Genomic DNA, 25,948 nt, shown 5'->3' with positions numbered 1-25,948 from the left:
GTTTAGTTGCCGGTCAGGGTGGCGACATTCGCAACCGGCGTCAGGCCCCCTGCGATCAGAGAGATCGACTTTGTCCACTGCGCGTACGGTGCTTCAGTCACGTAGATTGTGTCGTCGTCGCGGATTACGAAATCACGCGCAATGAACAGGCCATTGGGCGCAGTCAGGTTCAGCAGATAGATCATGCGCTGATCGCCCTGCAGATCGGAACGGCCCATCACTTGGCGGGCGATGTCTTGACGTTCGCGGCGCAATACGAAGATACCGGTTGGATCAGATGAGACGGATACCAAGCCGCCAACCTGAGCCAGAGCCTCAAGCGCGGACAGGTCCTGACTGTCGAAGGCGACGCGCGATTGCCCACCGGTTGCGCCAAGCGCGATGTAGGAGCGGCTGTCTTCCTCGACCAGAATGCGGTCACCGCCGCGCAGCGCAACATCCAGCTTGGGATTTCGGAATAGGTCTTCGTACCAGACTGTCCCACGTTGATCGCCTCGGATCAGGGTGACCAGCGCGATATCGGAGGCCACTGAAACCCCTCCAGCCTGAGACAGCATGCCAAGCAGAGTGCGGGTTGGTCTTTCGATTGGATAAATACCAGGAGCGCCGATGGTGCCAGTCAGCGAAACGGTCGACCCGTCTCCGGCAAGGCGGCGTACTTCGACCTGAGGGTCAGGAGTTTGCTCTTCCAACTCATCCGTGATCAACCCGCGCAACTCTTCCGGAGTGTTGCCGGCGGCACGCAAACGGCCTGCATAGGGGACGAAAATGAAGCCTTCACTATCGACCTGAACCTGTTCCAGCGCAGTCGAGGAACCGACTTCGCCAGCCAGCAGACCGTCATCGACGTTCTCCCAGATCGTCAGGCCCAAAACATCCCCTGGACGCACGGTGTCTGCGGTTAGTGACGGGGCTGAGGTAAAGGAGGAAGAGAACCCAAACTGCGGCACGGATGACGTGGCCCTCGAAACGCGGTCATCGACTTCTACCACAAACGCGTTGCCGCCATTATTGACTGAGCCGGCCAAAATCTCATTCTTGTTAGGGCCCGCCTTGGGCAACTGGCATGCACTCAGCACGACGAGCGAGGTCACAAGGGCGACCCCCCGTACCCAACGGATTGGAAAGCGATGCACTACCGATAACCTCAGTTCTACTTGTTTTTCGGCAAACTACTCTTTTACCGCTACAACTTCCAGAGAAGGATGGCTGAGTCTACTCAACGATTTTCAACTGTGGCTCTGGGGTCGCGTCGTCGGACAGTAGGGCCTGATACGGATCATCAGCCCTCAGCATCATATCGACAGCGCGTCGCAGCAATTGTCGTCGTCCGCGCCGGGAGTAGTAGCCGCCCGGAACCTGACTGGTTTCCAGCAGAAACCGCCGATACAATTGGTAGGCCTCAATATCGGGTAATTCGGGGTTGGCAAAGAAACGGCTAACCTCCTGTTGTGACACAAGTTCCGGCTTGTCATAGACGGCACGGCCAAAAATCCGCAAGGGGATGCCGCGCCATAGCACTTGCTGCCCTGCGGTCGAGTTGATGGTCACGGCCGAGCTGGCGTCGTCAAGCAGTTTCGCCAGTTTGCCGCCGGGGACGTAATGCACCCGGCCTTTGATCCCGAGTTTGAGCGCCAAATCCCGAACACGTCGACGGAGGGGCTCGCGGTGGTTCTCAAGCGGATGTTCCTTAATGACCAGATGATGATGTGCGGGGGCGCCTTTGGCGAAGCCCTCCATCATTTGTTCTAAAAAAGCGCACATCCCCGAATATTCCGAATGGGACTGGACCGAGCTGTCATGACCCAGTTGCAAAAGCACAAGGTGATAGGGAAAGGCGCCGCTACGTACCCGTGCCGTGGCTAGACTTCGTTGCAGTCGGTGGAAAGGCATCAGCATAAGGCGCTTGAAATACAGCCGAAACTCTTTCGAGACTGGCAGCGCGCGGTGCGGTTTGAAATTGCGATATCGCCCGTTCAGAAACAGCACGAACCAGTGGTATAGCGCACCGTAGAAGATGTGTTGTTGCATATCTCCCCAATGGGATGGCGGTGGCGGGGAATGTGCGCCCGAATGCGACAGTGCCTGTGCCATCTGGTCCAGATCCAGAGACATCAGCCGCGAATTGCCGTTTGAGCCGCCACGCTCATAGGTGACCCACCATGGGCGCAGGTAGCCTTCCTCGAACACATGCACGGTGATGCCTCGTGTCTTGGCGATCCTGACGGCGTTTGCGTGAACCGGGCGGGTGTCGCCGTACAGAACAATGTCTGTCACTTGTTTCTCGGCGATTAGCGCTTGCAGCAATTCGGGCCAGTGTTCTAGCGCGTCGCGATAGGGGATGTAGCATTTCCTGTCGAACCAGAACGCCTGATCGCCCGCGTTGAAGCCAACACGCCATGTCTGCGCCCCCGAGGCCCGTAGCATCCGGCCCAACGCGTTGAAAAACGGGCCATGCGGGCCTTGCAGGAACAGAAAGACCCTAGGGTCGGCATTTGGGTTTGGGTGGTGCATCTGCGCGATTTGGCCAATATTCTTGTCGAAACTATGCCCGCCTTAGGATTTCTCGGCAAGGTTGGGCTTGCCGGGCGGCGCGGATCAGCTTACCTCGGCCCTGATAGTATGAGACAGGGTAGAACGCGAGGGTTGACGGAATGTTTACAGGGATCGTGACCGATATCGGAACAGTGACCGAGCTGGACCAGCAAGGCGACCTGCGTGCGCGCATCCAGACGAGCTATGACACGGCCTCGATTGACATTGGCGCATCGATTGCAAGCGATGGTGTTTGTCTGACCGTGATTGCGCTGGGCGATGATTGGTATGACGTTCAGATCAGTGCCGAGACCGTCTCGAAAACCAACCTGAACAGCTGGGCGCTGGGCAAGCGCGTCAACCTTGAGCGTGCGCTGAAGGTTGGCGACGAACTTGGCGGTCACATCGTGTCGGGTCATGTGGATGGCGTCGCCGAAGTTGTCGATGTGCGCGACGAAGGTGACAGCACCCGCGTGACCTTGCGCGCGCCTAAGGATTTGGCGCGTTTCATTGCGCCCAAGGGCTCGGTTGCTTTGAACGGGACGTCTCTGACCGTGAATGATGTCGAGGGCTGCGATTTCGGCATCAACTTCATCCCTCACACCAAAGAGGTCACCACGTGGGGTGATGTCGCCGTAGGGGATCGGGTGAATCTGGAAATCGACACTCTCGCCCGCTACGTCGCCCGCCTGGCCGAGACCGTCTGAGCGTTAGAATACGTCGCGTCTGAGCCCGCTCAGGCCGTTTGTGCTCTGGCTTTTGGATGCGGGGTGGTCTATCCCGCCATGCAGAAATGCTCTTGTGAAAGGCTGCCCCATGAGCTTTGAAACCCCCGGCCCGGTCGAGGCCCAGCTGCGCGACGCGATCAGCCCGATCGAGGACATCATTGAAGAGGCCCGCGCAGGCCGGATGTATATCCTCGTCGATCATGAAGATCGCGAGAACGAAGGCGATCTGGTCATTGCCGCAGAATTCGCTGATGCCGAGGCGATCAACTTCATGGCTACCCATGGGCGCGGCTTGATCTGCCTGCCGATGACGGCTGAACGGGTTGAAGCGCTGGCGCTTCCGATGATGGCGGTGAACAACTCATCCCGCCACGAAACGGCGTTTACGGTTTCTATCGAAGCGCGTGAGGGCGTGTCGACCGGTATTTCCGCCGCAGATCGCGCGCTGACCGTTGCAACTGCGATCAATGAACAGAACACGATGGCCCATATCGCAACGCCGGGGCACATCTTCCCCTTGCGCGCCAAGCGGGGTGGGGTGCTGGTCCGCGCAGGCCACACCGAGGCTGCCGTGGATATCTCACGCCTGGCCGGGTTGAACCCCTCAGGCGTGATCTGTGAGATCATGAAACCCGACGGCACCATGGCCCGTCTGCCCGATCTGGTCGAGTTCGCCAAAACCCATGACATGAAGATCGGTACGATCAGCGACCTGATCACCTATCGCTCGCGCAATGATAACCTCGTGGTCGAAACCTCGCGTGAGATGGTCTCGTCGGAATACGGTGGCGAATGGGAAATGCGCCTGTTCACCGATCAGCTTCACGGCATCGAACATGTCGTCATGATCAAAGGCGACATCACCACGCCCGAGCCTGTCCTGACCCGCACCCACGCGCTGCACGAAGCGCCGGATATCTTGGGCCTCGGTCCGAAGTCCTCTCGTGAATTGCCACGCGCAATGGAGAAGATCGCGGAAGAGGGCCGGGGGGTCGTCTGTCTGTTCCGCCAGCCGCGCAACTCTCTCTATGCAGCCGAAGACGAAGGCCCGCGGACCATCAAGCAAACCGGTCTGGGATCTCAGATCCTGTCCAAACTGGGCATTCAAGAGCTGGTCTTGCTGACCGACTCGCCCGAAACCGTTTATCTGGGGCTGGACGCGTTTGGGCTGTCCATCGTTGGCACCCGCCCGATCCTGAAGGAAGACTGATCATGGCTGAACAAGACAAACATGGCATTCTGCCGACCCCTAGCTTCGACAAGCCGGTGAAGCTTCTGATCGTGGCGGCGCCTTTCTACCGCGCGATTGCCGACAACCTGATCGCAGGTGCGAAGGCCGAGATCGAAGCGGCGGGCGGCACCTGCGAAGTCGTCGAAGTTCCCGGGGCGCTTGAGATCCCGACCGCCATCGCTATGGCTGATCGTCAGTGCAATTTCGACGGCTACGTTGCGCTGGGCTGTGTCATTCGCGGCGAGACCACGCATTATGAAACCGTCTGCAACGACTCCAGCCGAGCGATCCAATTGATGGGCCTGCAGGGGCTGTGCATCGGCAACGGCATCCTGACAGTCGAGAATGACGATCAGGCCGAAGTCCGCGCAAATCCCGAAAAAATGAATAAAGGTGGCGGAGCAGCCGCTGCGGCCTTGCATCTGATCGCGCTCAGCCGTAAGTGGGGCTCTTCCAAAAAGGGCGTGGGTTTCAAGCCGCCGTCCGAGTCCATCCTTGTGGCGGGCGACAGCAACGGATCCACGACAGCATGACCCAGACAGACGCGCCGAAACCGGCCAACCAGAAACGCCTGATGAAATCCGCCGCTCGGCTTTACGCCGTGCAGGCGCTGTTCCAGATGGAGCAATCGGGGCAGACGACCGAAGCGGTTGTGAATGAGTTTCTGGATCACCGGTTCGGTGCCGTCTATGAGGGTGAAGAAATGCTGGACGGTGACATCAGCCTCTTCCGGTCGCTAGTCGACAATGCGGTGAACTATCAGGCACCGATCGACCAGATGACAGATCGCGCTCTGGTCGCCAAATGGCCGATCTCACGCATCGACCCAACTCTGCGGGCGCTGTTCCGTGCTGCCGGAGCCGAGCTGACCCAAAGCGACACGCCGCCCAAAGTGGTCATCACCGAGTTCGTCGACGTCGCGCGTGCCTTCTTCCCTGAAGGTAAAGAGCCGAAATTCGTCAACGCCGTGCTGGATCACATGGCCCGCGAGGCCCAGCCCGAGGCATTCTGACGCCTTTACTCGAATCAAACATGCGCTAACCTGAATGTCATAGCGCAATGAGGTTCGCCATGCCCAAACTGATCCGCCTGTATATCACGCAAGTCGCCTGGGGTTTCGTTATCTCGGCCGTGTTTGTCGGGGTGCTTCTGGCATTTAACGTGGCAAACCTTCGGCATTTGATCACCAGTTCGGAGATCGGTTTGGTCGCCCTTGCGATGATCTGGTTCATGAACGGGATCGTGTTTGCCGGTGTGCAGTTCGGCTACAAGATCATGAGCATGGCAGAAAAACCCGGCGGCCCACGTCGCGGCTCGCCTGTGGTGGACAGCTTCAAGCCGGCATTGGCCAAGCAGGAAGCGCGCGCAGAGCGCTGAATTTCATGGAAAATGTGGCGGGACCACCAGTCAACCGTGCGGTGTGATTCCCGAGGACCTGTATGTACAGGTGGGCGCCAGGTAATCAGGCCAGGACCTGAACAGAGCCAGCCCCCTCGGAATTGCTTAAGGCCACCAGAATGCTACCAGTCACAAGAAGGGCAGAACCCGCCAAGCGCCTACGTAGGGCGTCCGGCGGGTTTACACAAGGGGTCAGGCATCAACAGTTTCGTGCAGCGCTGTGCGCATCTTGCCGAAATGCTCATCCCAGCCATTGTCGAGCGCAAGGATCAGGCCGAACGCATCCGCGCCCTGAGGCAGGCCTTCATGTTGAAGGCTAAGCTTCGTACCGCCTGCCACAGGGGTCAGCGTCCATTTGACTAGACTGACCGCGTCTCCCATCGGCTTCACAGTGAATGTGTACTCAAGATATTCAGGGGCACGTGCTTCCCGTACCTCGCCCCAGATCAGCAGGTCGCCGCTGTTGGTCCCGAACATTTGCAGTTTGCTTCCCTTGGTCAACGTGCGCTCCGGCTTGTGAAACCACTCTGCCAGCCGTTCGGGCTCAGTTAGATAGGCCCAGACGGTATCTGGATCGGCCCGTAGAAAGATCGTTTTTTGCAATACGGCATTCGTCATTCTTTTTTCCTTTCAATAGCTTCCTTAAGGGAGTTGAGGCGTTCATCCCAGAACTGGTCAAAGTAGCTGAGCCAATCCAAGATCGGGGCCATGCCCTGAGGTTCAATTCGGTTGATGCGCTCTCTGCCGCGGGCTTCCACCGTAATCAGCCCACCATCAGACAAGACCGTCAGGTGCTTTTTGACGGCAGCCCTCGTCATGTCGAACCGGTTCGTCAACTGCCCGATCGTCATGTCCTGAGAGGCAAGAAGTTTGATGATGTCCCGACGGGTTGGGTCTGCCAGCGCACGAAACGCGTTTTGGGTAAGGGTTTGCATTTGTCGCCTCGGTAAAGATACCATTTGGTATTATATTAATGAGATACCATATGGTATCATGTCAAGCGCTGAGTGAAGGCTTTACTTTTGTTCACTAATTGTTCACATTCTCAGTATGACACTGGATTTACAGCCTGGACAGAAACTTGCGCGCGGCGTCGCGCGCCATCTCACCACCCACGGCTTTGTTTCCGTTGAAGAATTTGTGCCGGCGCGCGGACTACGCGTCGATGTAATGGGGTTGGGCCCAAAGGGTGAGCTTTGGGTGATCGAGTGCAAATCCAGCCGTGCCGACTATCAGTCAGATGCGAAGTGGCAAGGCTATCTGGAGTGGTGCGATCGATTCTTTTGGGCTGTCGATACCGAGTTCCCAACGGACCTGTTGCCGCAGGAAACCGGTCTGATCATCGCCGATGCTTATGATGCCGAGATCATTCGCATGGCACCCGAGGACAAGCTGCCTCCGGCCCGGCGTAAAAAGATGATCCAGAAATTCGCCACAGATGCTGCACGTCGATTGCAGGCGTTGCGCGACCCGCGGCTGTGACGCGGATCAGCCTTTGACGGCCAGGGCAGCTTGTGCAGCGGCACGCAGTTCGTCTGCGATCTCTTCGGCTTCCTCGGGATCGAAATCCATCGGAATCTCAAGGCCATCGGCCTCGATAAACAGACGTACCATACCCTGATCGGTAGGGCCGATCTGAAGGTTGGCCTGAATGTCGCGTTCGGTGTTGATACCCATACTCGCCTCCGGGGACTGAGCGTTCCTGCTAGCGCGCACGGGGTTGAGAATCAAGCCGCCTTTACGCTCTGATACGGTATGGAGAACGTAAGGATCAGGGCTTTTCAGCCCCAGGATGCACCTTGGCTGGTTGAGCGTCATGGAACCCTCTATGCCCGCGATGAGGGGTTTGATGACAGCTTCGCCCCGCTGGTCGCGCGTATTCTGGAGGATTTCATTGCCGATCATGACCCCGCGTGCGAGAGGGGTTGGATCGCCGAGGCAGAAGGTCAGAGACTGGGGAGCATCTTCTGCGTCAGACTCGACGCTCAGACCGCAAAACTGCGCCTGTTCCTTCTGGTGCCCGAGGCGCGCGGTCTGGGGCTGGGAAAGCGGCTTCTTGGCACTTGTATGGGCTTTGCCAAGGCAGCGGGATACCAGCAAATGCAGCTCTGGACCCATGAAAGCCACAAGGCCGCCTGCGCCTTGTACCGGTCCACGGGATGGCAGTTGGTGGACAGCAAGCCGGTTCATTCTTTCGGCGTCGATCTCGTCGAACAAAGCTGGAAAATTCGGCTTTAATCCTCTTGCATTCCCGTGGCGTGTTCGGTACATCGCCCCTCACAAGTGCCGCCTTAGCTCAGTTGGTTAGAGCGCTGGATTGTGGATCCAGAGGTCTCTGGTTCGAACCCAGAAGGCGGTACCACCTCCCAAGCCTTAAAAATCAAATAAAAACAAAGTATTATAGTGTTAATGGGTAGGCAAGTTTTCCTCACAATTGTCATTTTGCCTGAGGAAACACCTGTGAACGTGACAGGAACACTAGCAGAACTGAGGAAAAACTGAGGAATTCCTCTGATTTTCACTACGCATTCAGCCGTCAAATGTAAGCAACTCTTTCCTTGAATGTGGTCCAAATTCAAATTGTAGTAAGCCATTGTAGCATTGAGGTTTTTGGCCGGCAGCAAAGTGCTTGCGCACGTTTGACCTAGTCTGTTCTTGCAAACGCAACAACCATCTCAGATTTGAGAAAGCTGTTGTCCGAAACCACTTTGAAAACTGAGCGGCTTGCAAATGGAATAGATGTGGAAGAACAGCGAATTCTAAGTGTCTACGAACTCTATGAACTAGTTTGGCGGCACCCTATGTATAAACTAGCAAGACAGTTTGGGGTCTCTGACAGGGGGCTGGCAAATTGCTGTAAAAGGTACAGAATCCCTACACCTCCTCGTGGCCATTGGACTAAGGTCGATACCGGAAAATCGGTGGAAAGACCGAATTTGCAGCTTGCCCAGAGTCAGATGGTTGAAGTCGTGGTTTTCCCAGTCGCAAACCCATTTGACAATCAAAAAAAGCAGACAAAGCGAGAGCGTGCTGAGGCTTTCCGGAAAATCGATCAGCCGAGTATAGATAGCTGTTTGAGTGATGCCCATCCTATCGTTGCCAGTTGGATTTGCGATTTGAACTGTAGCAACTCCGCGTGTGCCGATTGCTTGAGCAGCTTGAGTTTGAGCGATTTTGACTACTATAGGCTGAGGGTCACTAGCGCATTCTTTAAATCAATCGACAAGATTGGAGCCCAAGTTGTCCAAGCCCGTGTCGACGGCCGATTCAGAATCCAAATCGGAAGTGCTGAACTAAAGGTCAGTATACGTCAGAAAATGTCGGAAGAACTTCGTCACGGAATCGATCCGGATAACTGGACAGCTTGGCCGGAACATCACGGTTACTGGCTCTACCCGACTAAGAACATGAAGCTCTCAGTTTCAGGAAACTGTGTGCGCTCTTTGGAATTTGTGTACAGTCGTAAAGAAGTGGAGCAATACGGTCTAAAAAGGCTGGTGGCTTGCGTAGCCGCCGCAAGGAAAGCTGCCGCACGGCGTGAAAATGAACGAGCTGAAATCCGAGCTAAACGCCGTGCAGAAGGACAAGCCAAAAAAGAACTGGAGCTGAAAGAAACAGCTATGCTGGCTCGTTGGGAAGGCTTTGAAAGACTGGCAGACCAGTGGAACAAGTCCCAAAAGTTACTAGCGTTTCTGACCGAATTAAGGGTTTGGGCAAACCATCATGCGTTGAGCGATGAAGTGGATACTACTGTCAGTAGTTGGCTGGATAGTGTGGAAGAATCGATAAGGTGCGAAGACCCCTTGAGAGATTTGCAAAAAATCCTTCACGGAGACGAAGCTAGCAGCATTTCTCAGTCCTTAACAAATCCAAAACCAACGTGAACGTTGATCCAGTTATGAAGTCTCCAGAGCTTCGACTTGCCGCTTAACTACAGGTGTGTACGTCTGATAGCTCTTTCACTCTAGACCGATACCAGATATTGAGTTCGTTAAGGCGGAGGTAGAGCTGTTTGATCGATACTTCTAAAAACAATAACACTGAAGTCTTGTCATTCTTAGCATTGTGCGATGTTCGCGGTGTGGGGTTTGAAACCTTAAAGAAGGTAGCGCGGGACCGCATTGGATTCAGTGCATTTTTTGACGAAGACGTAGAGTCGGATGTTTCTCAGAAAATTTTGGTTAATCCGACGTATGCACGTCTAAAAGAGCATTTTTCACCAACGCATATGAAGAACTCTTCCCTAGACGAGGCACGAAGAAAACTAGACTACATGTCTCGCCGCCGAATAAAGATCGTTTTCCCAGGGGACGCTTGTTATCCTCGTCAATTGCTTGGTCTTAGGGACGTTCCGAGGTGGCTATTTGTCGAGGGAAATGAGAAAGCATTGCAAGCTCCTGCCATCACTGCTGTTGGATCACGTAAGGTCAGTGCTGAAGGCAAATGGCTTGCCACATACTTCGGGTTTTGTTTGGACGAGCTGAAAGCAGTCACAGTTAGTGGATTGGCTGAGGGAATTGATCAGATTGTTCATCGGGCGAGCTTGGCTCTTGGTTTGCCGACAGTGGCAGTACTTGGAACGGGTGTATTGTCAGACTATCCATCTGGTTCAGCAGAACTGCGTCAAAGAATAGTTGAAGGCGGAGGAGCCGTAGTAACTGAGTACCTCCCAAATGACTCTGTCAGCGCTAAGAACTTTGTTAGGAGAAATCGCATTCAAGCAGCGCTGGGGCGTCTGGTATTTCCAATAGAATGGAGTCTCAAAAGCGGTACTGCACATACCGTAAAGTTTGCGACTGATTTAGATCGCCCTCTTGTGTTCGCACGCGCTCCTACGCAGCCGCAACAAGACTGGATTCCTCGCGAACTTTATTCATCGGCTGGTTATTTCACAGTGCCAAAAGACCACGACAAATTTATAGCGTTCTTCAAGGCAAACCTAGAAGTCCAGCCCAAGCAAAAACTATTAATCTGACTGAAGAGGCAACATGTACGCCCTGAAAGGCATTATTTTCTCTTTGAGTGATGTGCTCGCACACAAGGGAACTCTAGACAGGAACCTCTTGGGTGAGGTTGTTAAGTTGTTGAAATTCCTTATTTCCAAAGGTGTCCAGCCTGTACTTGTTTCAAATACAAGTTGGGTGGTCAATTCCGCCGATGGATCGAAAAAACCGTTTCAAGAGTATATATCTGAATTGGTGGGCAGCACCTTGCCATACTTTCAAGGAGGCAAGGACATTGAGTACAAGCAATACAAGTCTGCGATGCAAAGCATCTTGGATAAGTATGGCTGGGTCGCACCGGAAGTTTTCTACGTTGGCAATACTCATGACGATGTTCGTGCAGCTTCGAATGGAGGCTTCCCGTTGCTCAACGCCAAATGGCATGGAGATAATTCACCCTACGGTTTTGAGTTCTCTTCGCCAAAGGAAATTGCCAGCTTTGTTGAGTGCTGCTGCTTGACACCGCAAGACTGGTTCTGGGGCATTGAGGACGGAAATTTGCGTGTTTATTCAATCGCACCGTTTGCTGAATATTCGAAAGCCTACCCAGAGGGAGCAATATACTCAACTGATGCAAAAAACGCCGCTAAAGCGAATGCTGGCAACATCCGTTTTTGGGGTTTGCTTATGGCAGCTCGAATACATCTTTCAGGCATTGGGACAGAAGTAGACTTTGTCGCTCCGTATCCCGGACACAAAACGGATTCAGCAAAAACCAAGTTGATGAATGCCATTGAAGTAGTTTCTGGATCACTTCGTGCCCGATACTTGTTCGATTTTATCCTTCGCCACGCGGATGCTCCGAAGTCGCAGACCCTTCGAGTCAGCGGAGGCGCACCGACACCTGACAACCAGCTAAATACAATAAATCTGAACCCACACGCGACCAGAACAGGTCCAAAAAAACTTAAATACAAAAATCCTCCCAACCTGAGAGGCAAAAACGTATTAGTAGTCGACGATATCTGCACACAGGGTTTTTCGCTTGAAGCTGCTCGTGCCTTTTTTGAAGCGGCGGGCGCGAACGTGATATTGCTCTCATGGCTGAAAACACCCGGGCGTAACGACTACCATGCAATTGAAGCTCTCAATTCACCGATCAAAAAACCCTATACGCCGTACAACTCTACCGGTTGTAGTTTGAGAGTACATTCGAATTCAGGGAATGTCAGAAATCCAAACGCAGACAACGAGATAGCCCAAGCATACGTGAAGTACTCAAGTTGGGATTGGCCGGAAGATGTCTGAAGGGCACGTTGGCCACATTGTTCGTCCCGAAGTTTAGTTAGCGTTATCTATGAGTGATCCCGTCGATCATCACTATCTTCCGATTTTCTACCTAAGCCGTTGGGCGGAGGAGGATGGAAAGGTGTGTCGTTTCAGCCGACCCTATGGTGACGAAGTGGTTACAAAACGCGTCGTACCCAAAGGTACGGCGTTTGAAGAGCACTTATATTCGGCGCGCATGCCTGAAGGACCACCTAATCCAGAGATGGAGAAAGGTTTCATGTCTCGAGTGGATTCTGAAGCTGCCGATGCGCTTGAACTGCTCGAACAAAGATTGCCTGAATCCCAGTGGAGGCCGCGGTTGAGAAGTGCATGGTCGCGGTTCGTATGGGGGCTATCGATCAGAACGCCTTCCGAAATCACACAACTCAAATCAACGGTTAAAGAAGCGTGGGCCGAGGCAACACCCGGCTTGCAAGAAGCATATGAAGCGAACCGCCCAGAGGGCGCACCCGAACGCGTTGATGACTACCTGTCTGCGCTTGATCCACACGAAGAAGACAAGTTGGCGCTAGGTATCGCCCGTCGATGTCTGGACCATTCTGGCATTGGCCAGATCATCAACAACATGCACTGGAATGTGCTCGACTTTGAGGGGAGTGGCGTACCGTTGCTTACTACAGATCGTCCCGTATGGATGACTACGACAATAGCTGACCCCGAGTCGTTCCTAATGATTCCGATAGGCCCAACTCGCCTGTTTGTAGCGACGCACGAACCCAAAATCATGCAACGTCTCATGGCGCAGAACCGCCGCCAACAAGCGAAAGATGTAAATAGGATCAATGTCCAGCACGCTGTCAAATTCGTTTACGGGATTGACGACAAGATGAAGGCCTTTGTGCAGAAACATTTCGCGACTCGTCGGCATTCAACTCACATGGAACGCTTTGCGGCCAAGCGTGGACACAGTATTGTCGCTGAAAACAGCCCGCTTAGATCGTCTAGCAACACGGCTGAAGATTAAGACTGCCACATCAATACAATGTGGCCTGAACTTATGATCATGCTGGAGGGTCATATTCGGAAGGGCGCATAGTGTTCTGATCACCAAGTGTTGCACCCGCAGAGAAAGGCAGAAAAGTCCCTCTATATCGGACGTCAACTCCTATTTGTCGCCAAAAAACTTCGGTATTCAACTTGTCCAATATCGCTCGTGCAATCGCTCTTGCTTGAACGATGGTTCGGTTTTGGTTGGTCAGCTTCATAGTGGCGCGTAGTCCAGTGTTCGTACGCAACGGTGCCCCGACAATTGCAGGGGTCAGTTGTGAAGATGTGTCGGAGAAAAAGTGGCGCGGCGCTGATTCACGCGGCAATCCGCTAGGAATGCGCAACGCTCACCTCAGGGTATTGGTCAAACAATCAGTGTGTAGGACTGTGGCAGTTTTATTGCGTGTTTCAGCGAGGCCTACACTTGGACAAAAAATCCAGAGTTAATAGGAGTAGGCATAATCACTTCAATTTGAGGAAATCCTCAGCAAAGGCAAACGAAAAATTCTTTAAGTTATTGATTTAGTTTTACTTTTATTAGGCGACCCGACCGTTGTGGATCCAGAGGTCCCCTGTTCAAGCCAGGGAGGCGGTACCATTTCCCCTCGATCTACCTAAGTTTCGAACAAAAAAACCGCGCTGGAAGCGCGGCTTAGAGTGATAGATTTTGATGCTCAGGCGCGCTGGAGATCAGCGCGCCAGGTTCAGCCGCAACTTCATCTTGCTTTTCCGAGCGGCGGGCAGGTGCCGGTTCAGTCGCTTGTTGACCAGTCCAAAGCCCCAGATGATGACCAACGTCAGCAGGATGAAATAGAACGCCAGAATCGGATAGGGGATGAACGGGTTGAAGGTCTTGTCTGCGAAATAGCTGGCGTAATACAGGGCGTCTCCGCGCTGCTGCCAGGCCGGGAAGGCTGAGAAAAAGACCAGCGTTGTCGCGTGGAACAGAAAGATCGCCTCGTTGGTATAGGCAGGCCATGCTAACCGCAGCATGGTCGGCCAGACAATCCGGCGGAAGCGGGCCCAGCCGGTCATGCCATAGGCATCTGCGGCCTCGATATCGCCCTTGGGGATCGAGCGAAGAGCGCCGTAGAAGATCTCGCCCGTGTACGCGGCTGTGTTGAGGAACAACACGATAAGCGCCCCCAACCAGGCCGACGTCAGGGCGTCGAACATCGGATAGGGTTTCTTCAGCGACAGGAAAAAGAAATAGGCAAAGAAGAACTGGATGAACAGGGGAGAACCTCTGAACAGAAAGATGAACCACTCCGAGGGTTTGCGCAGCCATTTGTTCGGAGATGCCTTGCCGACGGCCAGGGCGGTGGCCAGGAAGAAGCCAGTCGCCAGGGCCATGATGCCGAAATAGACATTCCAGATCATGCCCGAGCCGATCAGCGTGAACTGTTCGCACAGGGTGAAGTCTGATTTGGGTAACAGGCGTTCGCCAAGGCCGACAGAGCGCAGGGCGTAGTCCTGAATCGTCTGGATGCAGCTCATGCCGTCGTCTCCTTGCGCAACAGCTCTCCACCAGATGTGGCCTGACCGTGGGACAAGCGGCGCATCAGCTTTTCAAGCACGATTTCCGAGACGCGGGTCATGCCGAGATAGAAGATCAGCAGGAACAGGAAATACCACATGCGCCAGTCGCCATGGGGGTAATCGGTGAAGCGTGACGTCTTGGTGCCACCCAACTCACGCGCCCAATAGACGATATCTTCGATGCCCAGCAGGAACAGAAGCGGGGTGGCTTTGATCAGCACCATCCACAGGTTGGACAGGCCGGGCAGGGCATAGACCCACATCTGCGGTACCAGAATTCGCCAGAATGTCTGGCGGCGGGTCATGCCATAGGCCTCGGCCGTTTCAAGCTGAGCATGTGGCACGGCGCGCATACCGCCGAACAGAACGTTGGCCGCAAACGCGCCAAAAACGATGGAAAAGGTGACAACGGCCAGGAAGAACCCATAGGTCTCGTGGACCCATTCCGGGGCGCTGCCCAAGGGCAGTTTGGCGGCCTGACAGACGATGAAGTCATTGCCTTGACGGACCGGATCTGTCCATTCGGGACACATGACCTGGTGGCGTGTCCACTCAAAGGCCTGATCCAGGGCGATGACAAAAAACAAGAAAAACGCGATGTCCGGGACGCCGCGCACGATGGCGATGTACCCTTTGCCCAGCCAACTGAGCGGCGCGACATGTGACCTGGCTGCCATCGCGCCCGCAAAGCCAAAGCTCAGCGCGACCGGGGCGGTCACGGCAAGCAAGCCAAGCACCTTTAGAAAGGACAGGTAGAACGACCAATGCACGCCGTTGGTCAAATAGCACGAAAACCAGCGGAACGTGCCCAGCGTGTCGGGATCAGCGCAATAGGAAAACATGTGGCGTCTTTCGAACGTCAATTCCGGCGCGAGGCCGGGGAAGGTTCGGCGCATTCAATACGCCGAACCTTTTCGTGCAGATCAGTTGGAAACGACAGAGCCGTCGGCGTTGTAGGTCGGAACGCCTTCGCCGAACCATTTAACGATCAGTTCGTTCAGCGAACCATCTGCTTTCATTGAAGTGATCGCTTCGTCGAACTTGCCGCGCAGTTCGTCGTCGGATTCACGGATACCAAGGCCGATACCGCCGCCCAGCGGGACGTCATCGCCTACGAATACCAGCTCACCGGCCGACTCTTCGACGATCGGCACAAGGAAGTCCTTGTCGGCAAATACGGCGTCTGCTTCACCGTTGCGAACGGCTGCGATGGTTTCTTCGGGGGTCGCGAACTCGACCAGAGTCGCGCCGGATTCAGCTACGTGACCGGCCTGAATGGTCGCAGTCTGAGCCGCAACGATGCCGCCACCTACGTCAACTCCGTCCGATGCGCCAACATAGGCCGACGCCGCAGGAGGGAAGTAGTTTTGAGTGAAATCAATAACTTCATCACGCTCATCGGTGATCGACATGCCTGCGATGATGGTGTCGTAGTTACCCGAGACCAGGTTCGGAATGATCGAGTCCCAGTCATTCTTGACCCACTCGCATTCCAGGTTTGCGCGCTTGCACAGCTCGTCGCCCACTTCACGCTCAAACCCGTCGATTTCGCCGGCGTCATTGATGAAGTTGTACGGAGGGTAGGCGCCCTCGGTCCCCATGCGGACGGTGTCGGCCATGGCGATACCGGCGGTCAGCGCAAGTGCTGCGGTAGACAGAATCAGGTTTTTCATTGGTTACTCCCCAGTTTGGTTCTGTTATTGAAACTTATGCCGCCTGAGTGGCGGAAAGAAAGCCCCGAAGCCGCTCGGATTCAGGCGCTGTAAAGATATCTTCGGCGCTGCCTTCCTCTTCGATCCGGCCTTGATGCAGGAACACCACGTGGCTTGAGATATCGGCGGCCATCTTCATGTCATGGGTCACGATGATCATCGTCCTGCCCTCAGCGGCAAGATCCTTGATCACTTTGATCACCTCCTGCTCCAGCTCGGGGTCGAGTGCCGAGGTGGGTTCGTCGAACAGCAGTGCTTCGGGCTCCATGCACAGGCCGCGCGCGATGGCGGCGCGTTGTTGCTGACCACCGGACAGCTGCGCTGGGTAGACATCGCATTTGTCGCCGATGCCGACCTTTTCCAGATATTTGCGCGCGCTGTCTTCCACTTCGGCCTTGTCACGGCCCAAAACGGTCACCGGGGCCTCCATGACATTTTGCAAAATGGTCATATGTGCCCACAAATTGAATTGCTGGAACACCATGGACAGATTGGTGCGAATGCGCAGGACCTGTTTGGGATCGGCGGGACGACGAGCGCTGCCCGAGCCGCTCCATTTCACAGGCTCACCCTTGAACGTGATCTCACCCTGTTGGCTGTCTTCCAGAAGGTTGCAGCACCGAAGTAAAGTGGATTTCCCCGAGCCGGAGGACCCGATAAGTGAGACCACATCGCCGCGTTTCGCGGTGATATCCACGCCCTTGAGCACCTCGAGATTACCGAAGCTTTTGTGTAGGTCCTTGATCTCGATTACGGCAGAGGCGTCTGTCACGGAAGCTCCAGTCATGAGTGGTGTTGGTGCGGTAATAGGGCGGAAAATCCGGCGCAATGCAATGCGCAAAACACAGAATCGAGCGGGGAATCAATCAAAATGACCAAAGGTCGTGATCAAATTGGTTAGCTGCTGCGCAACTGTGCTTTGGGCGAAGGCGCAGTTGGAATAGCGAGGTACGCGCTTGCGGGAATATTGATCAACCCACGGATGCGCAGATTACCTCGATCCTCATCCGTCAGAGCATCAATGGCGGCCTGAACCGCGCGTGCGATCCGAAGCGCATCCTGCGATTTCGAAGTGATGTAGGGCAGCCCTGGGGTCGGTTCCGTCTCGGCAACGTCGTGCAATGCGTCTCCCAGATCGGTATGCTCCTTAAGAAGCTCCCAGGTCAGCGCGTCGAGCGCGGCGAAATCGCTCATGCCCTCGGCCACGGATTGGGCCGAATTGGCATGCGCTCCGGTCTGCTGCAGGTGCTTCGGTGCAAGCCCCATCTGGGACAAATGCGTGATCGGAGCGGACCAGCCGGATTGAGACAGCGCTTCGTTATAGACAAAGACCCCGTCCGTCAGCTCCGCCAGACTGCGCGGATCATCGGCGCGGGCGACAAAGACAGATCTGTAGTAACCCTCTGGACAGCCGGGCAGACCATAGTCCGGCGTGCCGATCAGTTGCACCGCGTCATGAAGCTGCGTTCGGTAGGGCATACCGCAGGTTTGGGCAAAGATCAGATTGGGATCGCGCCAGATTTCCCAGAAATCGCGCGACCGCTCAAGATTGGCGGGACCGACCCCCAAATGCGTCCTGATCAGATCCCAGAAGCGATCGTTGGAGGCGCGCAGGGCGGGCATGTCATACATGCCCAGCATCGCTGTCACGCTTTGGCTGCCTTCTGACGGGCGAGGGCTGAATCCACATCGCTAACACCCAGTAGGCTGACGACAAGGCGCAGCAGCGAATCCTCCTCGCCGGTCCTTTGCCCATCTGCGAGGGCGACCGACCACATGGCCTGCACAACGGCAAGCCGATCATCGTAGGCGACGGCTTCTTTGATGGCGCGGGTGAAGCGGACGGTATCGGGGGCCTCGGCCTCAAGGTCTTCGGCGCGGGCGCGCAGGCCTGCAGCTTCGAAAGGCGACAACCCATAGCGTTCGACCGAGACCTTGTCGATTCGGGCCATTTCCGAGTCGGCGTAGTCATTGTCGGACCGGGCGATACGCACCAAAAGCGCCGTCAGCGCCAGACGGGCGTCATCTTCGGCCAGAGGGTCGGGGTCAGGCTGTGTCAGCCGGGACAGAAAATCACGAAACATGAAACAGATATAGAGCCAGGTTAATGAGCTTCCAAGCGGCTTTGCACGCGTTCGCGGGCGGATTTGCTGTCATTGAAGCTGAGGCCCATCGCGACGCGGGCCTCTTCGACGATCTTGACCTCACCCTCATCCGTGTCGCCATCGGCCAGCACGACCTCCCACAGCGCGTCCAGCGCGGCGAGGCGTTCGTTCAGATCGGTGGTTTCGCGGATCAGCTTGCCAAACGTGTCGGTGTCCGGTGCTGCCGCATGTAGTTTCTCGCAGGTGGCACGAACCTTGGCGGCCTCGATCGCGTTGTGCTGATAGAGGCGGGCCAGAATGCGATCAATCAGGCTGATCTCTTCCAGTTTGTAGTCCCGGTCCGCTTGCGCAACACGCACCATCAATGCACCCAGCGCCAGTTCGGCGTCGGGGTCGGGCAGGTGTTCTGTCTGTGGCGGTCGAAACGCTTGGAAGAATTTTTTCAACATGAGGCCAATCTAATCCATATTTTGTGGCGCGCCAAGTTGAGACTACCCGTCATAGCCCTCAATGATCACAAGATCGCCGAGCGAGACAGGATCGCGCAGCGCTTTGGCCTTTTGGTAGCCTTCGCTTTCGTAACAGGCGAGGGCCTGTTTGTAGCTGGGAAACTCGATCACAACCGTTCTTGCCCGCGCAGCGCCTTCTCTGACTTCGCGCGAGCCACCGCGCACAAGAAAGCGGGCGCCGTAGGCGGAGAAAGGTTCAGCATTCGCTGCGATGTAGTTCTTGTATGTCTCCATATCTTCGACATCGACATGGGCCACCCAGTAGCCTTTGCTCATGCAAATCTCCCGTATCGGTTTAGGGCAAGGTGCGAAGTTTGCGTAAAAATTGCAAGCTGCGCCTATCCGGCGTAGTCGATGGCCTGACGCGCCTGTTCAGTTAGCCACGCAATCATCTGGCGATAGGGCACCGGGCCGTAGCTGATACGCGCCACGCCGAGCTTGGCGAGAGTCGCTGAATCCGGCGTGCCTGGCAGAGCGATGATGTTGACCGGTAACTCGGTGGCCTCACAGAGCCGTCGGATCATGGCCTCATCTTTCAGGCCCGGGGCAAAGAACCCGCTGGCTCCTGCGGATTGGAAGGCCGAAGCGCGGGCTATGGCATCTTCAAGCATCGTAGAATCATGCGTGTCGGCCGGTGCTTTCAGGAAGATGTCCGTGCGGGCGTTGATATAGGCGGGAATACCGGCCGCGTCGCAGGCCTTGCGCATCGCTTCGATTCGCGCGGCTTGATCAGGGATGCTGTGAAGGCCGTCTGCGCCGACGATCTGATCTTCGAAGTTGAAGCCAACAACACCGCAATCCAACGCCCGTGCCGTATTGTCGGCGATGCCTGCAGGATAGACGGCATAAGCCCCTTCAAAGTCCAGGGTGACGGGTAGATCAACAGCGCTGACGATGCGCTTTGCGTTGTCCAGCGCGGCTTCCAGCGGGATGTGCTGCCCGTCCGCAAAGCCTTGCGCCATCGCTACCGGAGCGCTACCCGTCGCGATCGCCTGCGCGCCTGCATCGCGCACGGCAGCGGCGCTGCCAGCGTCCCAGATGTTGAACAGGATGACCGGGTCGCCTTTGACATGCAGGCGCGTGAAGGTTTCAGCACGTTGGGCTTGGGTCGTCATGGGTATCTCCTGTCGAAACTCGTTCAACAGTTAATCCCAGGACGCCAGAATCCTAAGCGCTTAATTGTGTCGGTACATCACGTTGCAGCGACCGCATCAGACCAGTCGAGAGCTGTCCTTGGCCGCGCGCACGAAGTCGCGGAACAGGGGATGCGGCTCAAACGGCTTGGATTTCAGCTCGGGGTGATACTGAACGCCGATGAACCACGGGTGATCCGACCATTCGACAATCTCGGGCAAGCGGCCATCGGGGGACATGCCCGAGAAGTTCAGGCCCGCTTTTTCAAGCTGTTCACGATATTTGATGTCGACCTCATAGCGGTGACGGTGGCGTTCCTCGATCTGTGTGCCGCCATAGACATTCGCAACTTTCGAGCCTTCGGCGAGAACGGCGTTATAGGCGCCAAGGCGCATGGTGCCGCCTTTGTCGTCGCCCACTTTGCGTTCCACCTTGTGATTTCCCTGAACCCATTCCTTAAGGTGGTAGACCACCGGTTCAAACCGTTTCTTGCCAGCCTCGTGATCGAACTCTTCCGAGCCCGCCTCGGCGATACCAGCCGCATTGCGCGCCGCTTCGATCACAGCCATCTGCATGCCCAGGCAGATGCCCAGATAGGGCACCTTGTGCTCGCGCGCATATTGCGCGGCTTTGATCTTGCCCTCGGTGCCTCGTTCGCCAAAGCCGCCGGGAACGAGGATGGCGTGGTAGCCTTCCAGATAGGGGGCCGCATCTTCGTGGTCGAACACCTCGGCATCGACCCATTCGATCTTGACCCTGACGCGGTTCGCCATGCCGCCATGGGTCAGCGCCTCGGCAATCGACTTATAGGCGTCTTCCAACTGTGTGTATTTACCTACAATCGCGACCTTCACCTCGCCTTCGGCGTTATGAATGCGGTCGCTGACGTCCTCCCATTTGGCCAGATCGGGCTTGGGGGCAGGGCTGATCTGGAACGCGTCCAGAACCGCCTGATCCAAACCTTCCTTATGATAGGCCAGAGGCGCGTCGTAGATGGTGGACAGGTCCTGCGCAGCGATCACACTATCGGGGCGCACATTGCAGAACAGGGCCAGTTTCTCACGCTCTTTCGTGGGGATCGGCCCCTCGGACCGGCAAACCAGAATGTCGGGGGCCAGGCCGATCGAGCGCAGCTCTTTCACCGAGTGCTGGGTCGGCTTGGTTTTCAGCTCACCCGAGGCTTTGATGTAGGGCAGCAGAGTCAAGTGCATAAAGATGCACTGACCGCGCGGCTTGTCTTGGCTGAATTGACGAATAGCCTCAAAGAAGGGCAGGCCTTCGATATCGCCCACGGTGCCGCCGATCTCACACAGCATGAAATCGACCTCATCCTCGCCGATGGCGATGAAGTCTTTGATCTCATTGGTGACGTGCGGGATCACCTGGATGGTCTTGCCGAGGTAATCTCCACGGCGTTCTTTTTCCAACACGTTGGAATAGATCCGGCCTGAGCTGACCGAGTCGGTCTTGCGCGCGGCCACACCGGTGAAGCGTTCATAGTGACCAAGGTCCAGATCAGTTTCAGCGCCATCATCGGTGACGAAAACCTCGCCATGCTCGAAAGGCGACATGGTGCCGGGGTCGACGTTCAGATAGGGGTCCAGCTTGCGCAGACGCACCGAGTACCCCCGCGCCTGCAAGAGCGATCCCAGAGCCGCCGAAGCCAGTCCTTTACCCAAGGACGAAACCACACCACCAGTGATGAAAATAAAACGCGCCATGTTTTTTCGGCTGCTCCCGTGAGACGTCAAAATCAGCTGCCCGACGGTTCCGAAAAACCGCTGCATCACGGGACTTCACGTATAAAGGATTCGCGCCAATAGCGCAAGAGAACCGCAAGATGCTGTTGCAGTTCTCTTTCAGGTTTCTAGGTTTTGTGGCTTAGTCGGCCTGCGGGATCAGCGGAGCGTTGTCGCCCTGCGCCGGAGGGAGCAGGTCATCTGCGGACGGAACCGCAGGCGCGCTTTCTTCAGTTGCGGCCGGAGCCGGAACGCCCAAACGGTCGATGACCGAGCTGCCCGAGGACTTCTGCGCTGCCAGAATCGTCAAGGTGATCGAGGTGACGATAAAGCAGGCGGCCAGGATCCAGGTCACTTTGCCCAGGGCCGTTGCAGCTGCACGGCCTGTCATGGCGCCGCCGCCACCGCCACCCATGCCAAGACCGCCACCCTCGGACCGCTGCATCAGAACGACGGCGATCAGGCCCAAAGCCAGAAGAAGATGGATGATGAGAACGACGTTTTCCATGGTGGTCCTGTACAGCGTGGCGTGTATCGCGTGGTACTTATGCAAGTTTGGTTCTGGGGGCAAGTCACGAGTTGGCATCACAGTTGATGATGTTGCACATCACGCCAAAGGGACTGGACAGATCGGTCAAGCTTGGCGCACCCTGCGGCCATGCCTCATGATCATTCTGACCACCCGCACGCTTTGTTGCCCCCCGAACCCGCGCTGCGCGTCAAAGCGCTCGAAACGATTCTGACCCGGAAGGGGTTGATTGACCCGGCGGCGCTGGATGAAATCATCGACACGTATCAGAACAAGGTCGGCCCGCAGAACGGCGCGCGCGTTGTCGCCAGGGCCTGGAGCGATCCTGCGTTCAAAGCCGCAATGCTTGAAGATGCAACGCCGGTTGTCGCCGAGCTTGGTTACTATGGTCGTCAAGGCGAACATATGGTGGTGGTCGAAAACACACCGGAGCAGCACAACATGGTCGTTTGTACGCTGTGCAGTTGCTATCCGTGGCCGCTGCTTGGTATCCCGCCCGGCTGGTATAAATCCGACGCCTACCGCGCCCGCGCCGTGCGCGAACCGCGCAAGGTTCTGGCTGAGTTTGGTGTGACGCTCGCCGAGGACACAGCGGTACGCGTCTGGGACTCCACGGCCGAGATTCGCTATCTTGTGCTGCCCATGCGTCCCGAGGGGACAGAAGGGCTGGGCGAAGAGGAACTCGCGGCTATGGTCACCCGCGACAGCATGATCGGTACTGGCCTGCCTAAGGAGGCGTCATGACGCGCGTTCACGATATGGGAGGGCGGTTTGGCGACGGGCCGATCAACCCAGAAGCCGAAGACGCCCCCATTTTTTCCGAAGACTGGCACGCGCGAGCTTTGGCAGTGACGCTGGCCTCGGGCTTTTTGGGGCAATGGAACATTGACACATCGCGCCATGCGCGTGAGCAGCTGTCGCCGAAGGACTACACCCGGTTTTCCTACTATGAGAAATGGATCTCTGGGCTGGCCGATCTGTTGGTCGCAAAAGGGGTGCTGACCCTCGAAGACCTGCGCGGAGAAACCTCGGTTGGGGATCATCCACTGGCAGACCGAATGCTGAAAGCGCAAACTGTCGCAGCTGCATTGGCCAAAGGCGGCCCTGCGGACCGCAAATCGAACATCGCGGCGCAGTTCGAGGTCGGGCAGATGGTGAAAACAGTGCGACCCTCCGCGAACCGTCTGGTGGATGGTGGGCATACACGTTTGCCGAACTATGCCGCTGGGGCCCAAGGCCGGATCGTTCGCTTGAACGGAACGCATGTTCTACCCGATTCCAATGCCCACGGGCTGGGAGAGGCACCAGAACCTCTCTATGCCGTATCTTTCCTGGCGTCCGAGCTATGGACCGATCCGGAACACCCCAAGGATGAGGTGGTGCTGGATCTGTGGCAATCCTATCTGGAGCCTGCATGAGCAACTGCATCACAGCCACAGCCCCAGAGCCTGTCTTTTCCGAGCCCTGGCATGCGCAGGTCTTTGCGGTCACTGTCGCCTTGAACGAGGCTGGGCGTTTTGACTGGCCCGACTGGGCAGACCGGTTTTCGCACACGTTGAAACGGAACGGTCTGAACAAAGAGCTGGATGGCGGGGATGACTACTTCCAGGCATGGCTCGAAACCCTTGAGGCCTTGTTGGCTGAACAAGGAGATGCCCGCTCAGATGAGGTCACCTTGCTGCAGGGCGCTTGGGAAAGGGCTTACCTGACCACGCCTCATGGTAAACCGGTCCGTTTGCCGTAAAGCGAGTTGGGGGCGCTGCCCCCGCCGCCTTTGGCGACTCCCCCGAGATATTTTCGGCCAGATGAAGCAGGGGATCCGTTCTTCATCTGGCTAAAAAATATCCCCGCCGGAGGCATTGCGCGCAGCGCGATTTGCAGATGCGGCGAAATATCGGTTTCCCTACCGTCTGAGCCTCGTTATATCAGCCGAGTTTGATATCTTTTCGCGAAAAGGACCGGATATGGCCAACGTGGTTGTTGTCGGCGCCCAGTGGGGTGACGAAGGAAAAGGCAAGATCGTCGACTGGCTCAGCGAGCGGGCGGACGTGATCGCGCGTTTTCAGGGCGGGCACAATGCCGGCCACACTCTGGTCATTGATGGCGAGGTCTACAAACTGCACGCGTTGCCCTCGGGCGTTGTACGCGGCGGTAAGCTCAGCGTGATCGGCAATGGCGTGGTTCTGGACCCGTGGCATCTGGTCAAAGAAATCGCGACTGTGCGCGCTCAGGGCGTTGAGATCACGCCTGAGACGCTGATGATTGCCGAGAACACCCCTCTGATTCTGCCGATCCACGGTGAGTTGGACCGCGCGCGAGAGGAAGCAGCGAGCAAAGGGACAAAGATTGGTACCACGGGGCGCGGGATTGGCCCGGCTTACGAAGACAAGGTCGGACGCCGTTCGGTGCGTGTTGCCGATCTTGCCGATGAGGCGACCTTGGAAGCTCGTGTTGATCGTGCACTGCAGCACCACGACCCATTGCGCAAGGGTTTGGGGATTGAACCTGTCGACCGGGATGCTCTCTTGGCGCACCTGAAAGAAATTGCAGCGGACATTCTGCCTTTTGCGGCTCCGGTCTGGAAGGTTCTCAACGAAAAGCGCAAGGCGGGCAAACGTATCCTGTTCGAAGGCGCGCAGGGTGCGCTGCTGGATATTGACTTTGGCACCTATCCTTTCGTGACCTCCTCGAACGTGATTGCCGGTCAAGCGGCGACCGGCGTGGGGATCGGGCCGGGCTCGATCGACTTCGTACTGGGAATTGTAAAAGCCTACACAACCCGCGTGGGTGAGGGGCCGTTCCCGACCGAGCTTGAGGATGCCGACGGTCAGCGATTGGGCGAGCGTGGGCATGAGTTCGGCACTACCACCGGTCGTCAGCGCCGCTGCGGCTGGTTCGATGCCTGTCTGGTGCGCCAGACCTGCGCGACGAGCGGGGTGAACGGGATCTCTCTCACCAAGCTGGATGTGTTGGACGGGTTCGAGACGCTGAAGATCTGCACCGGCTACGAGTTGGATGGCGAGCGTCTGGACTATCTGCCGACCGCTGCCGATCAGCAGGCGCGCTGCACGCCCATCTACGAAGAGATGCCAGGTTGGAGCGAATCCACCGAAGGCGCGCGCAGCTGGGCGGATCTGCCAGCAAACGCGATCAAATACGTGCGCCGGGTCGAAGAGTTGATCGAATGCCCAGTGGCGCTGTTATCCACCAGCCCGGAGCGGGACGACACCATTCTGGTGACCGACCCGTTTGCAGACTGATGTCGGACGACAAGACACCCGGGCTCAGCTACAAGGCGCGTAGGCGTTGGTCTCTGTTCATTCTGGTGATCGGCCTGCCTGTCTATATTGTCGCCGTAGTCACGGTGGTGAACTGGCTGGATCGTCCTCCGATCTGGCTTGAGCTGCTGGTTTACGTGGCGCTGGGCATTCTGTGGGCTTTACCCTTCAAGTTCGTGTTCAAGGGTGTCGGGAAAGAAGACCCGGACCAGAAGCCCGACTGACCAGTAT

General features: G+C 56.4%; 32 protein-coding genes and 1 tRNA gene. 17 read left to right on the top strand and 16 right to left on the bottom strand.

All coding sequences use genetic code 11. The annotated features are described in order from the left end of the window. Positions 1-2: 2 nt before the first annotated feature. Positions 3-1,094, bottom strand: coding sequence for a polysaccharide biosynthesis/export family protein (locus tag ACP15L_RS05160; RefSeq protein WP_425083371.1), 1,092 nt, complete (start codon positions 1,092-1,094; stop codon positions 3-5). Between the two features lie 121 nt (positions 1,095-1,215). Then, the gene (locus tag ACP15L_RS05155) at positions 1,216-2,514 is read right to left on the bottom strand and encodes a capsule biosynthesis protein (protein ID WP_425083370.1); all 1,299 of its coding nucleotides are present in this window, start codon (positions 2,512-2,514) and stop codon (positions 1,216-1,218) included. Positions 2,515-2,654: 140 nt separating this feature from the next. On the opposite strand from ACP15L_RS05155, the gene ACP15L_RS05150 reads away from it, so the two are divergent. The 5 genes from ACP15L_RS05150 (at position 2,655) to ACP15L_RS05130 (ending at position 5,871) form a co-directional block, all read left to right on the top strand. Then, the gene (locus ACP15L_RS05150; RefSeq protein WP_170551668.1) at positions 2,655-3,242 is read left to right on the top strand and encodes a riboflavin synthase; all 588 of its coding nucleotides are present in this window, start codon (positions 2,655-2,657) and stop codon (positions 3,240-3,242) included. 109 nt (positions 3,243-3,351) lie between these two features. After that, entirely contained in the window at positions 3,352-4,473 is a 1,122-nt protein-coding gene (gene ribB / locus ACP15L_RS05145) for a 3,4-dihydroxy-2-butanone-4-phosphate synthase (protein WP_170665386.1), read from the top strand. A gap of 2 nt (positions 4,474-4,475) precedes the next feature. After that, positions 4,476-5,027, top strand: a complete 552-nt coding sequence (locus ACP15L_RS05140) for a 6,7-dimethyl-8-ribityllumazine synthase (protein ID WP_170704593.1) — start codon at positions 4,476-4,478, stop codon at positions 5,025-5,027. Beyond that, positions 5,024-5,506, top strand: a complete 483-nt coding sequence (gene nusB / locus ACP15L_RS05135) for a transcription antitermination factor NusB (RefSeq protein WP_425083369.1) — start codon at positions 5,024-5,026, stop codon at positions 5,504-5,506. Before ACP15L_RS05140 ends, nusB begins: the two co-directional genes overlap by 4 nt. A 59-nt stretch (positions 5,507-5,565) precedes the next feature. Next, positions 5,566-5,871 carry a hypothetical protein gene (locus ACP15L_RS05130; protein ID WP_170478268.1) on the top strand — a complete coding sequence of 102 codons (306 nt, stop codon included), beginning with the start codon at positions 5,566-5,568 and terminating at the stop codon, positions 5,869-5,871. 213 nt (positions 5,872-6,084) lie between these two features. Here the strand turns inward: ACP15L_RS05130 and ACP15L_RS05125 are convergent, their stop codons facing one another. Both ACP15L_RS05125 and ACP15L_RS05120 read right to left on the bottom strand, forming a co-directional pair. Further along, on the bottom strand, positions 6,085-6,510 hold the full coding sequence (locus ACP15L_RS05125; RefSeq protein ID WP_170376273.1) for an SRPBCC family protein: 426 nt from the start codon (positions 6,508-6,510) through the stop codon (positions 6,085-6,087). After that, positions 6,507-6,827: a metalloregulator ArsR/SmtB family transcription factor gene (locus tag ACP15L_RS05120; protein WP_170376274.1), complete on the bottom strand. Its 321-nt coding sequence runs from the start codon at positions 6,825-6,827 to the stop codon at positions 6,507-6,509. Before ACP15L_RS05120 ends, ACP15L_RS05125 begins: the two co-directional genes overlap by 4 nt. A gap of 115 nt (positions 6,828-6,942) precedes the next feature. Here ACP15L_RS05120 and ACP15L_RS05115 point away from each other — a divergent pair, with 115 nt between their 5' ends. Then, on the top strand, positions 6,943-7,374 hold the full coding sequence (locus tag ACP15L_RS05115) for an MmcB family DNA repair protein (protein ID WP_425083368.1): 432 nt from the start codon (positions 6,943-6,945) through the stop codon (positions 7,372-7,374). A gap of 6 nt (positions 7,375-7,380) precedes the next feature. Here the strand turns inward: ACP15L_RS05115 and ACP15L_RS05110 are convergent, their stop codons facing one another. After that, on the bottom strand, positions 7,381-7,569 hold the full coding sequence (locus tag ACP15L_RS05110; RefSeq protein WP_170376278.1) for a DUF6324 family protein: 189 nt from the start codon (positions 7,567-7,569) through the stop codon (positions 7,381-7,383). A 78-nt stretch (positions 7,570-7,647) separates the two neighbouring features. Between ACP15L_RS05110 and ACP15L_RS05105 the strand changes: the two genes are divergently transcribed. The 6 genes from ACP15L_RS05105 to ACP15L_RS05080 all read left to right on the top strand — a co-directional run bounded on the left by ACP15L_RS05105 (position 7,648) and on the right by ACP15L_RS05080 (position 13,149). Next, positions 7,648-8,130, top strand: a complete 483-nt coding sequence (locus tag ACP15L_RS05105; protein WP_425083367.1) for an N-acetyltransferase family protein — start codon at positions 7,648-7,650, stop codon at positions 8,128-8,130. Between the two features lie 47 nt (positions 8,131-8,177). After that, positions 8,178-8,254, top strand: a tRNA-His gene (locus ACP15L_RS05100). A gap of 331 nt (positions 8,255-8,585) precedes the next feature. After that, the gene (locus ACP15L_RS05095; protein ID WP_425083366.1) at positions 8,586-9,776 is read left to right on the top strand and encodes a hypothetical protein; all 1,191 of its coding nucleotides are present in this window, start codon (positions 8,586-8,588) and stop codon (positions 9,774-9,776) included. 128 nt (positions 9,777-9,904) lie between these two features. Beyond that, positions 9,905-10,867 (top strand): DNA-processing protein DprA, encoded by a 963-nt coding sequence (locus ACP15L_RS05090; protein ID WP_171105177.1) that lies wholly within the window; start codon positions 9,905-9,907, stop codon positions 10,865-10,867. Between the two features lie 13 nt (positions 10,868-10,880). Further along, the gene (locus ACP15L_RS05085) at positions 10,881-12,143 is read left to right on the top strand and encodes a phosphoribosyltransferase family protein (protein ID WP_171105178.1); all 1,263 of its coding nucleotides are present in this window, start codon (positions 10,881-10,883) and stop codon (positions 12,141-12,143) included. Positions 12,144-12,192: 49 nt separating this feature from the next. Beyond that, a complete protein-coding gene (locus tag ACP15L_RS05080) occupies positions 12,193-13,149 on the top strand; it encodes a DUF4238 domain-containing protein (protein WP_171105179.1) in 957 nt (318 codons plus the stop codon). A 713-nt stretch (positions 13,150-13,862) separates the two neighbouring features. On the opposite strand, the gene ACP15L_RS05075 is transcribed toward ACP15L_RS05080, so the two are convergent. The 11 genes from ACP15L_RS05075 to secG all read right to left on the bottom strand — a co-directional run bounded on the left by ACP15L_RS05075 (position 13,863) and on the right by secG (position 22,418). Continuing rightward, the gene (locus tag ACP15L_RS05075) at positions 13,863-14,669 is read right to left on the bottom strand and encodes an ABC transporter permease (RefSeq protein WP_170470205.1); all 807 of its coding nucleotides are present in this window, start codon (positions 14,667-14,669) and stop codon (positions 13,863-13,865) included. Then, positions 14,666-15,553 (bottom strand): ABC transporter permease, encoded by an 888-nt coding sequence (locus tag ACP15L_RS05070; protein ID WP_170376284.1) that lies wholly within the window; start codon positions 15,551-15,553, stop codon positions 14,666-14,668. Before ACP15L_RS05070 ends, ACP15L_RS05075 begins: the two co-directional genes overlap by 4 nt. Before the next feature lie 81 nt (positions 15,554-15,634). After that, entirely contained in the window at positions 15,635-16,384 is a 750-nt protein-coding gene (locus tag ACP15L_RS05065; protein WP_425083365.1) for a transporter substrate-binding domain-containing protein, read from the bottom strand. Positions 16,385-16,418: 34 nt separating this feature from the next. Then, a complete protein-coding gene (locus tag ACP15L_RS05060; RefSeq protein ID WP_170718231.1) occupies positions 16,419-17,195 on the bottom strand; it encodes an ABC transporter ATP-binding protein in 777 nt (258 codons plus the stop codon). A 125-nt stretch (positions 17,196-17,320) separates the two neighbouring features. After that, complete coding sequence (locus tag ACP15L_RS05055; RefSeq protein WP_425083510.1) at positions 17,321-18,064, bottom strand: phosphate/phosphite/phosphonate ABC transporter substrate-binding protein; 744 nt, start codon at positions 18,062-18,064, stop codon at positions 17,321-17,323. A gap of 5 nt (positions 18,065-18,069) precedes the next feature. Further along, positions 18,070-18,507 carry a TerB family tellurite resistance protein gene (locus ACP15L_RS05050; RefSeq protein ID WP_170487737.1) on the bottom strand — a complete coding sequence of 146 codons (438 nt, stop codon included), beginning with the start codon at positions 18,505-18,507 and terminating at the stop codon, positions 18,070-18,072. Positions 18,508-18,527: 20 nt separating this feature from the next. Then, positions 18,528-18,977, bottom strand: coding sequence for a TerB family tellurite resistance protein (locus tag ACP15L_RS05045; protein ID WP_209250414.1), 450 nt, complete (start codon positions 18,975-18,977; stop codon positions 18,528-18,530). A 42-nt stretch (positions 18,978-19,019) separates the two neighbouring features. Continuing rightward, entirely contained in the window at positions 19,020-19,313 is a 294-nt protein-coding gene (locus ACP15L_RS05040) for a DUF1330 domain-containing protein (RefSeq protein WP_170376293.1), read from the bottom strand. Positions 19,314-19,375: 62 nt separating this feature from the next. Continuing rightward, positions 19,376-20,152: an isocitrate lyase/PEP mutase family protein gene (locus tag ACP15L_RS05035; protein ID WP_170376295.1), complete on the bottom strand. Its 777-nt coding sequence runs from the start codon at positions 20,150-20,152 to the stop codon at positions 19,376-19,378. A 96-nt stretch (positions 20,153-20,248) separates the two neighbouring features. Further along, positions 20,249-21,892, bottom strand: coding sequence for a CTP synthase (locus tag ACP15L_RS05030; RefSeq protein ID WP_425083364.1), 1,644 nt, complete (start codon positions 21,890-21,892; stop codon positions 20,249-20,251). A gap of 160 nt (positions 21,893-22,052) precedes the next feature. After that, positions 22,053-22,418 carry a preprotein translocase subunit SecG gene (gene secG, locus ACP15L_RS05025; protein WP_170376300.1) on the bottom strand — a complete coding sequence of 122 codons (366 nt, stop codon included), beginning with the start codon at positions 22,416-22,418 and terminating at the stop codon, positions 22,053-22,055. Positions 22,419-22,568: 150 nt separating this feature from the next. Here secG and nthA point away from each other — a divergent pair, with 150 nt between their 5' ends. The 5 genes from nthA to ACP15L_RS05000 all read left to right on the top strand — a co-directional run bounded on the left by nthA (position 22,569) and on the right by ACP15L_RS05000 (position 25,941). Then, positions 22,569-23,183, top strand: coding sequence for a nitrile hydratase subunit alpha (nthA, locus tag ACP15L_RS05020; RefSeq protein ID WP_425083363.1), 615 nt, complete (start codon positions 22,569-22,571; stop codon positions 23,181-23,183). Next, complete coding sequence (gene nthB / locus ACP15L_RS05015) at positions 23,180-23,857, top strand: nitrile hydratase subunit beta (protein WP_425083362.1); 678 nt, start codon at positions 23,180-23,182, stop codon at positions 23,855-23,857. The genes nthA and nthB overlap by 4 nt, the downstream gene beginning before the upstream one ends. After that, positions 23,854-24,183, top strand: a complete 330-nt coding sequence (locus tag ACP15L_RS05010; RefSeq protein WP_425083361.1) for a nitrile hydratase accessory protein — start codon at positions 23,854-23,856, stop codon at positions 24,181-24,183. Before nthB ends, ACP15L_RS05010 begins: the two co-directional genes overlap by 4 nt. 220 nt (positions 24,184-24,403) lie before the next feature. Continuing rightward, positions 24,404-25,699 carry an adenylosuccinate synthase gene (locus ACP15L_RS05005; RefSeq protein WP_425083360.1) on the top strand — a complete coding sequence of 432 codons (1,296 nt, stop codon included), beginning with the start codon at positions 24,404-24,406 and terminating at the stop codon, positions 25,697-25,699. Further along, entirely contained in the window at positions 25,699-25,941 is a 243-nt protein-coding gene (locus ACP15L_RS05000; RefSeq protein ID WP_170642268.1) for a DUF2842 domain-containing protein, read from the top strand. Before ACP15L_RS05005 ends, ACP15L_RS05000 begins: the two co-directional genes overlap by 1 nt. Positions 25,942-25,948 lie beyond the last annotated feature (7 nt).

It is taken from the genome of Ruegeria profundi, from assembly GCF_049800715.1.
In the GTDB taxonomy this organism is placed as follows: domain Bacteria; phylum Pseudomonadota; class Alphaproteobacteria; order Rhodobacterales; family Rhodobacteraceae; genus Ruegeria; species Ruegeria profundi_A.
The sequence above is the reverse complement of the archived record's forward strand: the minus strand, read 5'-3'. Positions and strand labels throughout refer to the sequence as shown.

Coding starts and splice junctions, on each gene's coding strand:
- nthB (WP_425083362.1), top strand. CDS start 23,180: ATGACGCGCGTTCACGATATGGGAGGGCGGTTTGGCGACGGGCCGATC.
- ACP15L_RS05005 (WP_425083360.1), top strand. CDS start 24,404: ATGGCCAACGTGGTTGTTGTCGGCGCCCAGTGGGGTGACGAAGGAAAA.
- ACP15L_RS05120 (WP_170376274.1), bottom strand. CDS start 6,827: ATGCAAACCCTTACCCAAAACGCGTTTCGTGCGCTGGCAGACCCAACC.
- ACP15L_RS05000 (WP_170642268.1), top strand. CDS start 25,699: ATGTCGGACGACAAGACACCCGGGCTCAGCTACAAGGCGCGTAGGCGT.
- ACP15L_RS05080 (WP_171105179.1), top strand. CDS start 12,193: ATGAGTGATCCCGTCGATCATCACTATCTTCCGATTTTCTACCTAAGC.
- ACP15L_RS05070 (WP_170376284.1), bottom strand. CDS start 15,553: ATGTTTTCCTATTGCGCTGATCCCGACACGCTGGGCACGTTCCGCTGG.
- ACP15L_RS05050 (WP_170487737.1), bottom strand. CDS start 18,507: ATGTTTCGTGATTTTCTGTCCCGGCTGACACAGCCTGACCCCGACCCT.
- ACP15L_RS05030 (WP_425083364.1), bottom strand. CDS start 21,892: ATGGCGCGTTTTATTTTCATCACTGGTGGTGTGGTTTCGTCCTTGGGT.
- ACP15L_RS05085 (WP_171105178.1), top strand. CDS start 10,881: ATGTACGCCCTGAAAGGCATTATTTTCTCTTTGAGTGATGTGCTCGCA.
- ACP15L_RS05155 (WP_425083370.1), bottom strand. CDS start 2,514: ATGCACCACCCAAACCCAAATGCCGACCCTAGGGTCTTTCTGTTCCTG.
- ACP15L_RS05040 (WP_170376293.1), bottom strand. CDS start 19,313: ATGAGCAAAGGCTACTGGGTGGCCCATGTCGATGTCGAAGATATGGAG.
- ACP15L_RS05125 (WP_170376273.1), bottom strand. CDS start 6,510: ATGACGAATGCCGTATTGCAAAAAACGATCTTTCTACGGGCCGATCCA.
- ACP15L_RS05130 (WP_170478268.1), top strand. CDS start 5,566: ATGCCCAAACTGATCCGCCTGTATATCACGCAAGTCGCCTGGGGTTTC.
- ACP15L_RS05045 (WP_209250414.1), bottom strand. CDS start 18,977: ATGTTGAAAAAATTCTTCCAAGCGTTTCGACCGCCACAGACAGAACAC.
- ACP15L_RS05150 (WP_170551668.1), top strand. CDS start 2,655: ATGTTTACAGGGATCGTGACCGATATCGGAACAGTGACCGAGCTGGAC.
- secG (WP_170376300.1), bottom strand. CDS start 22,418: ATGGAAAACGTCGTTCTCATCATCCATCTTCTTCTGGCTTTGGGCCTG.
- ACP15L_RS05075 (WP_170470205.1), bottom strand. CDS start 14,669: ATGAGCTGCATCCAGACGATTCAGGACTACGCCCTGCGCTCTGTCGGC.
- ribB (WP_170665386.1), top strand. CDS start 3,352: ATGAGCTTTGAAACCCCCGGCCCGGTCGAGGCCCAGCTGCGCGACGCG.
- nusB (WP_425083369.1), top strand. CDS start 5,024: ATGACCCAGACAGACGCGCCGAAACCGGCCAACCAGAAACGCCTGATG.
- ACP15L_RS05105 (WP_425083367.1), top strand. CDS start 7,648: ATGGAGAACGTAAGGATCAGGGCTTTTCAGCCCCAGGATGCACCTTGG.
- ACP15L_RS05065 (WP_425083365.1), bottom strand. CDS start 16,384: ATGAAAAACCTGATTCTGTCTACCGCAGCACTTGCGCTGACCGCCGGT.
- ACP15L_RS05115 (WP_425083368.1), top strand. CDS start 6,943: ATGACACTGGATTTACAGCCTGGACAGAAACTTGCGCGCGGCGTCGCG.
- ACP15L_RS05140 (WP_170704593.1), top strand. CDS start 4,476: ATGGCTGAACAAGACAAACATGGCATTCTGCCGACCCCTAGCTTCGAC.
- ACP15L_RS05010 (WP_425083361.1), top strand. CDS start 23,854: ATGAGCAACTGCATCACAGCCACAGCCCCAGAGCCTGTCTTTTCCGAG.
- ACP15L_RS05110 (WP_170376278.1), bottom strand. CDS start 7,569: ATGGGTATCAACACCGAACGCGACATTCAGGCCAACCTTCAGATCGGC.
- ACP15L_RS05055 (WP_425083510.1), bottom strand. CDS start 18,064: ATGCTGGGCATGTATGACATGCCCGCCCTGCGCGCCTCCAACGATCGC.
- nthA (WP_425083363.1), top strand. CDS start 22,569: ATGCCTCATGATCATTCTGACCACCCGCACGCTTTGTTGCCCCCCGAA.
- ACP15L_RS05035 (WP_170376295.1), bottom strand. CDS start 20,152: ATGACGACCCAAGCCCAACGTGCTGAAACCTTCACGCGCCTGCATGTC.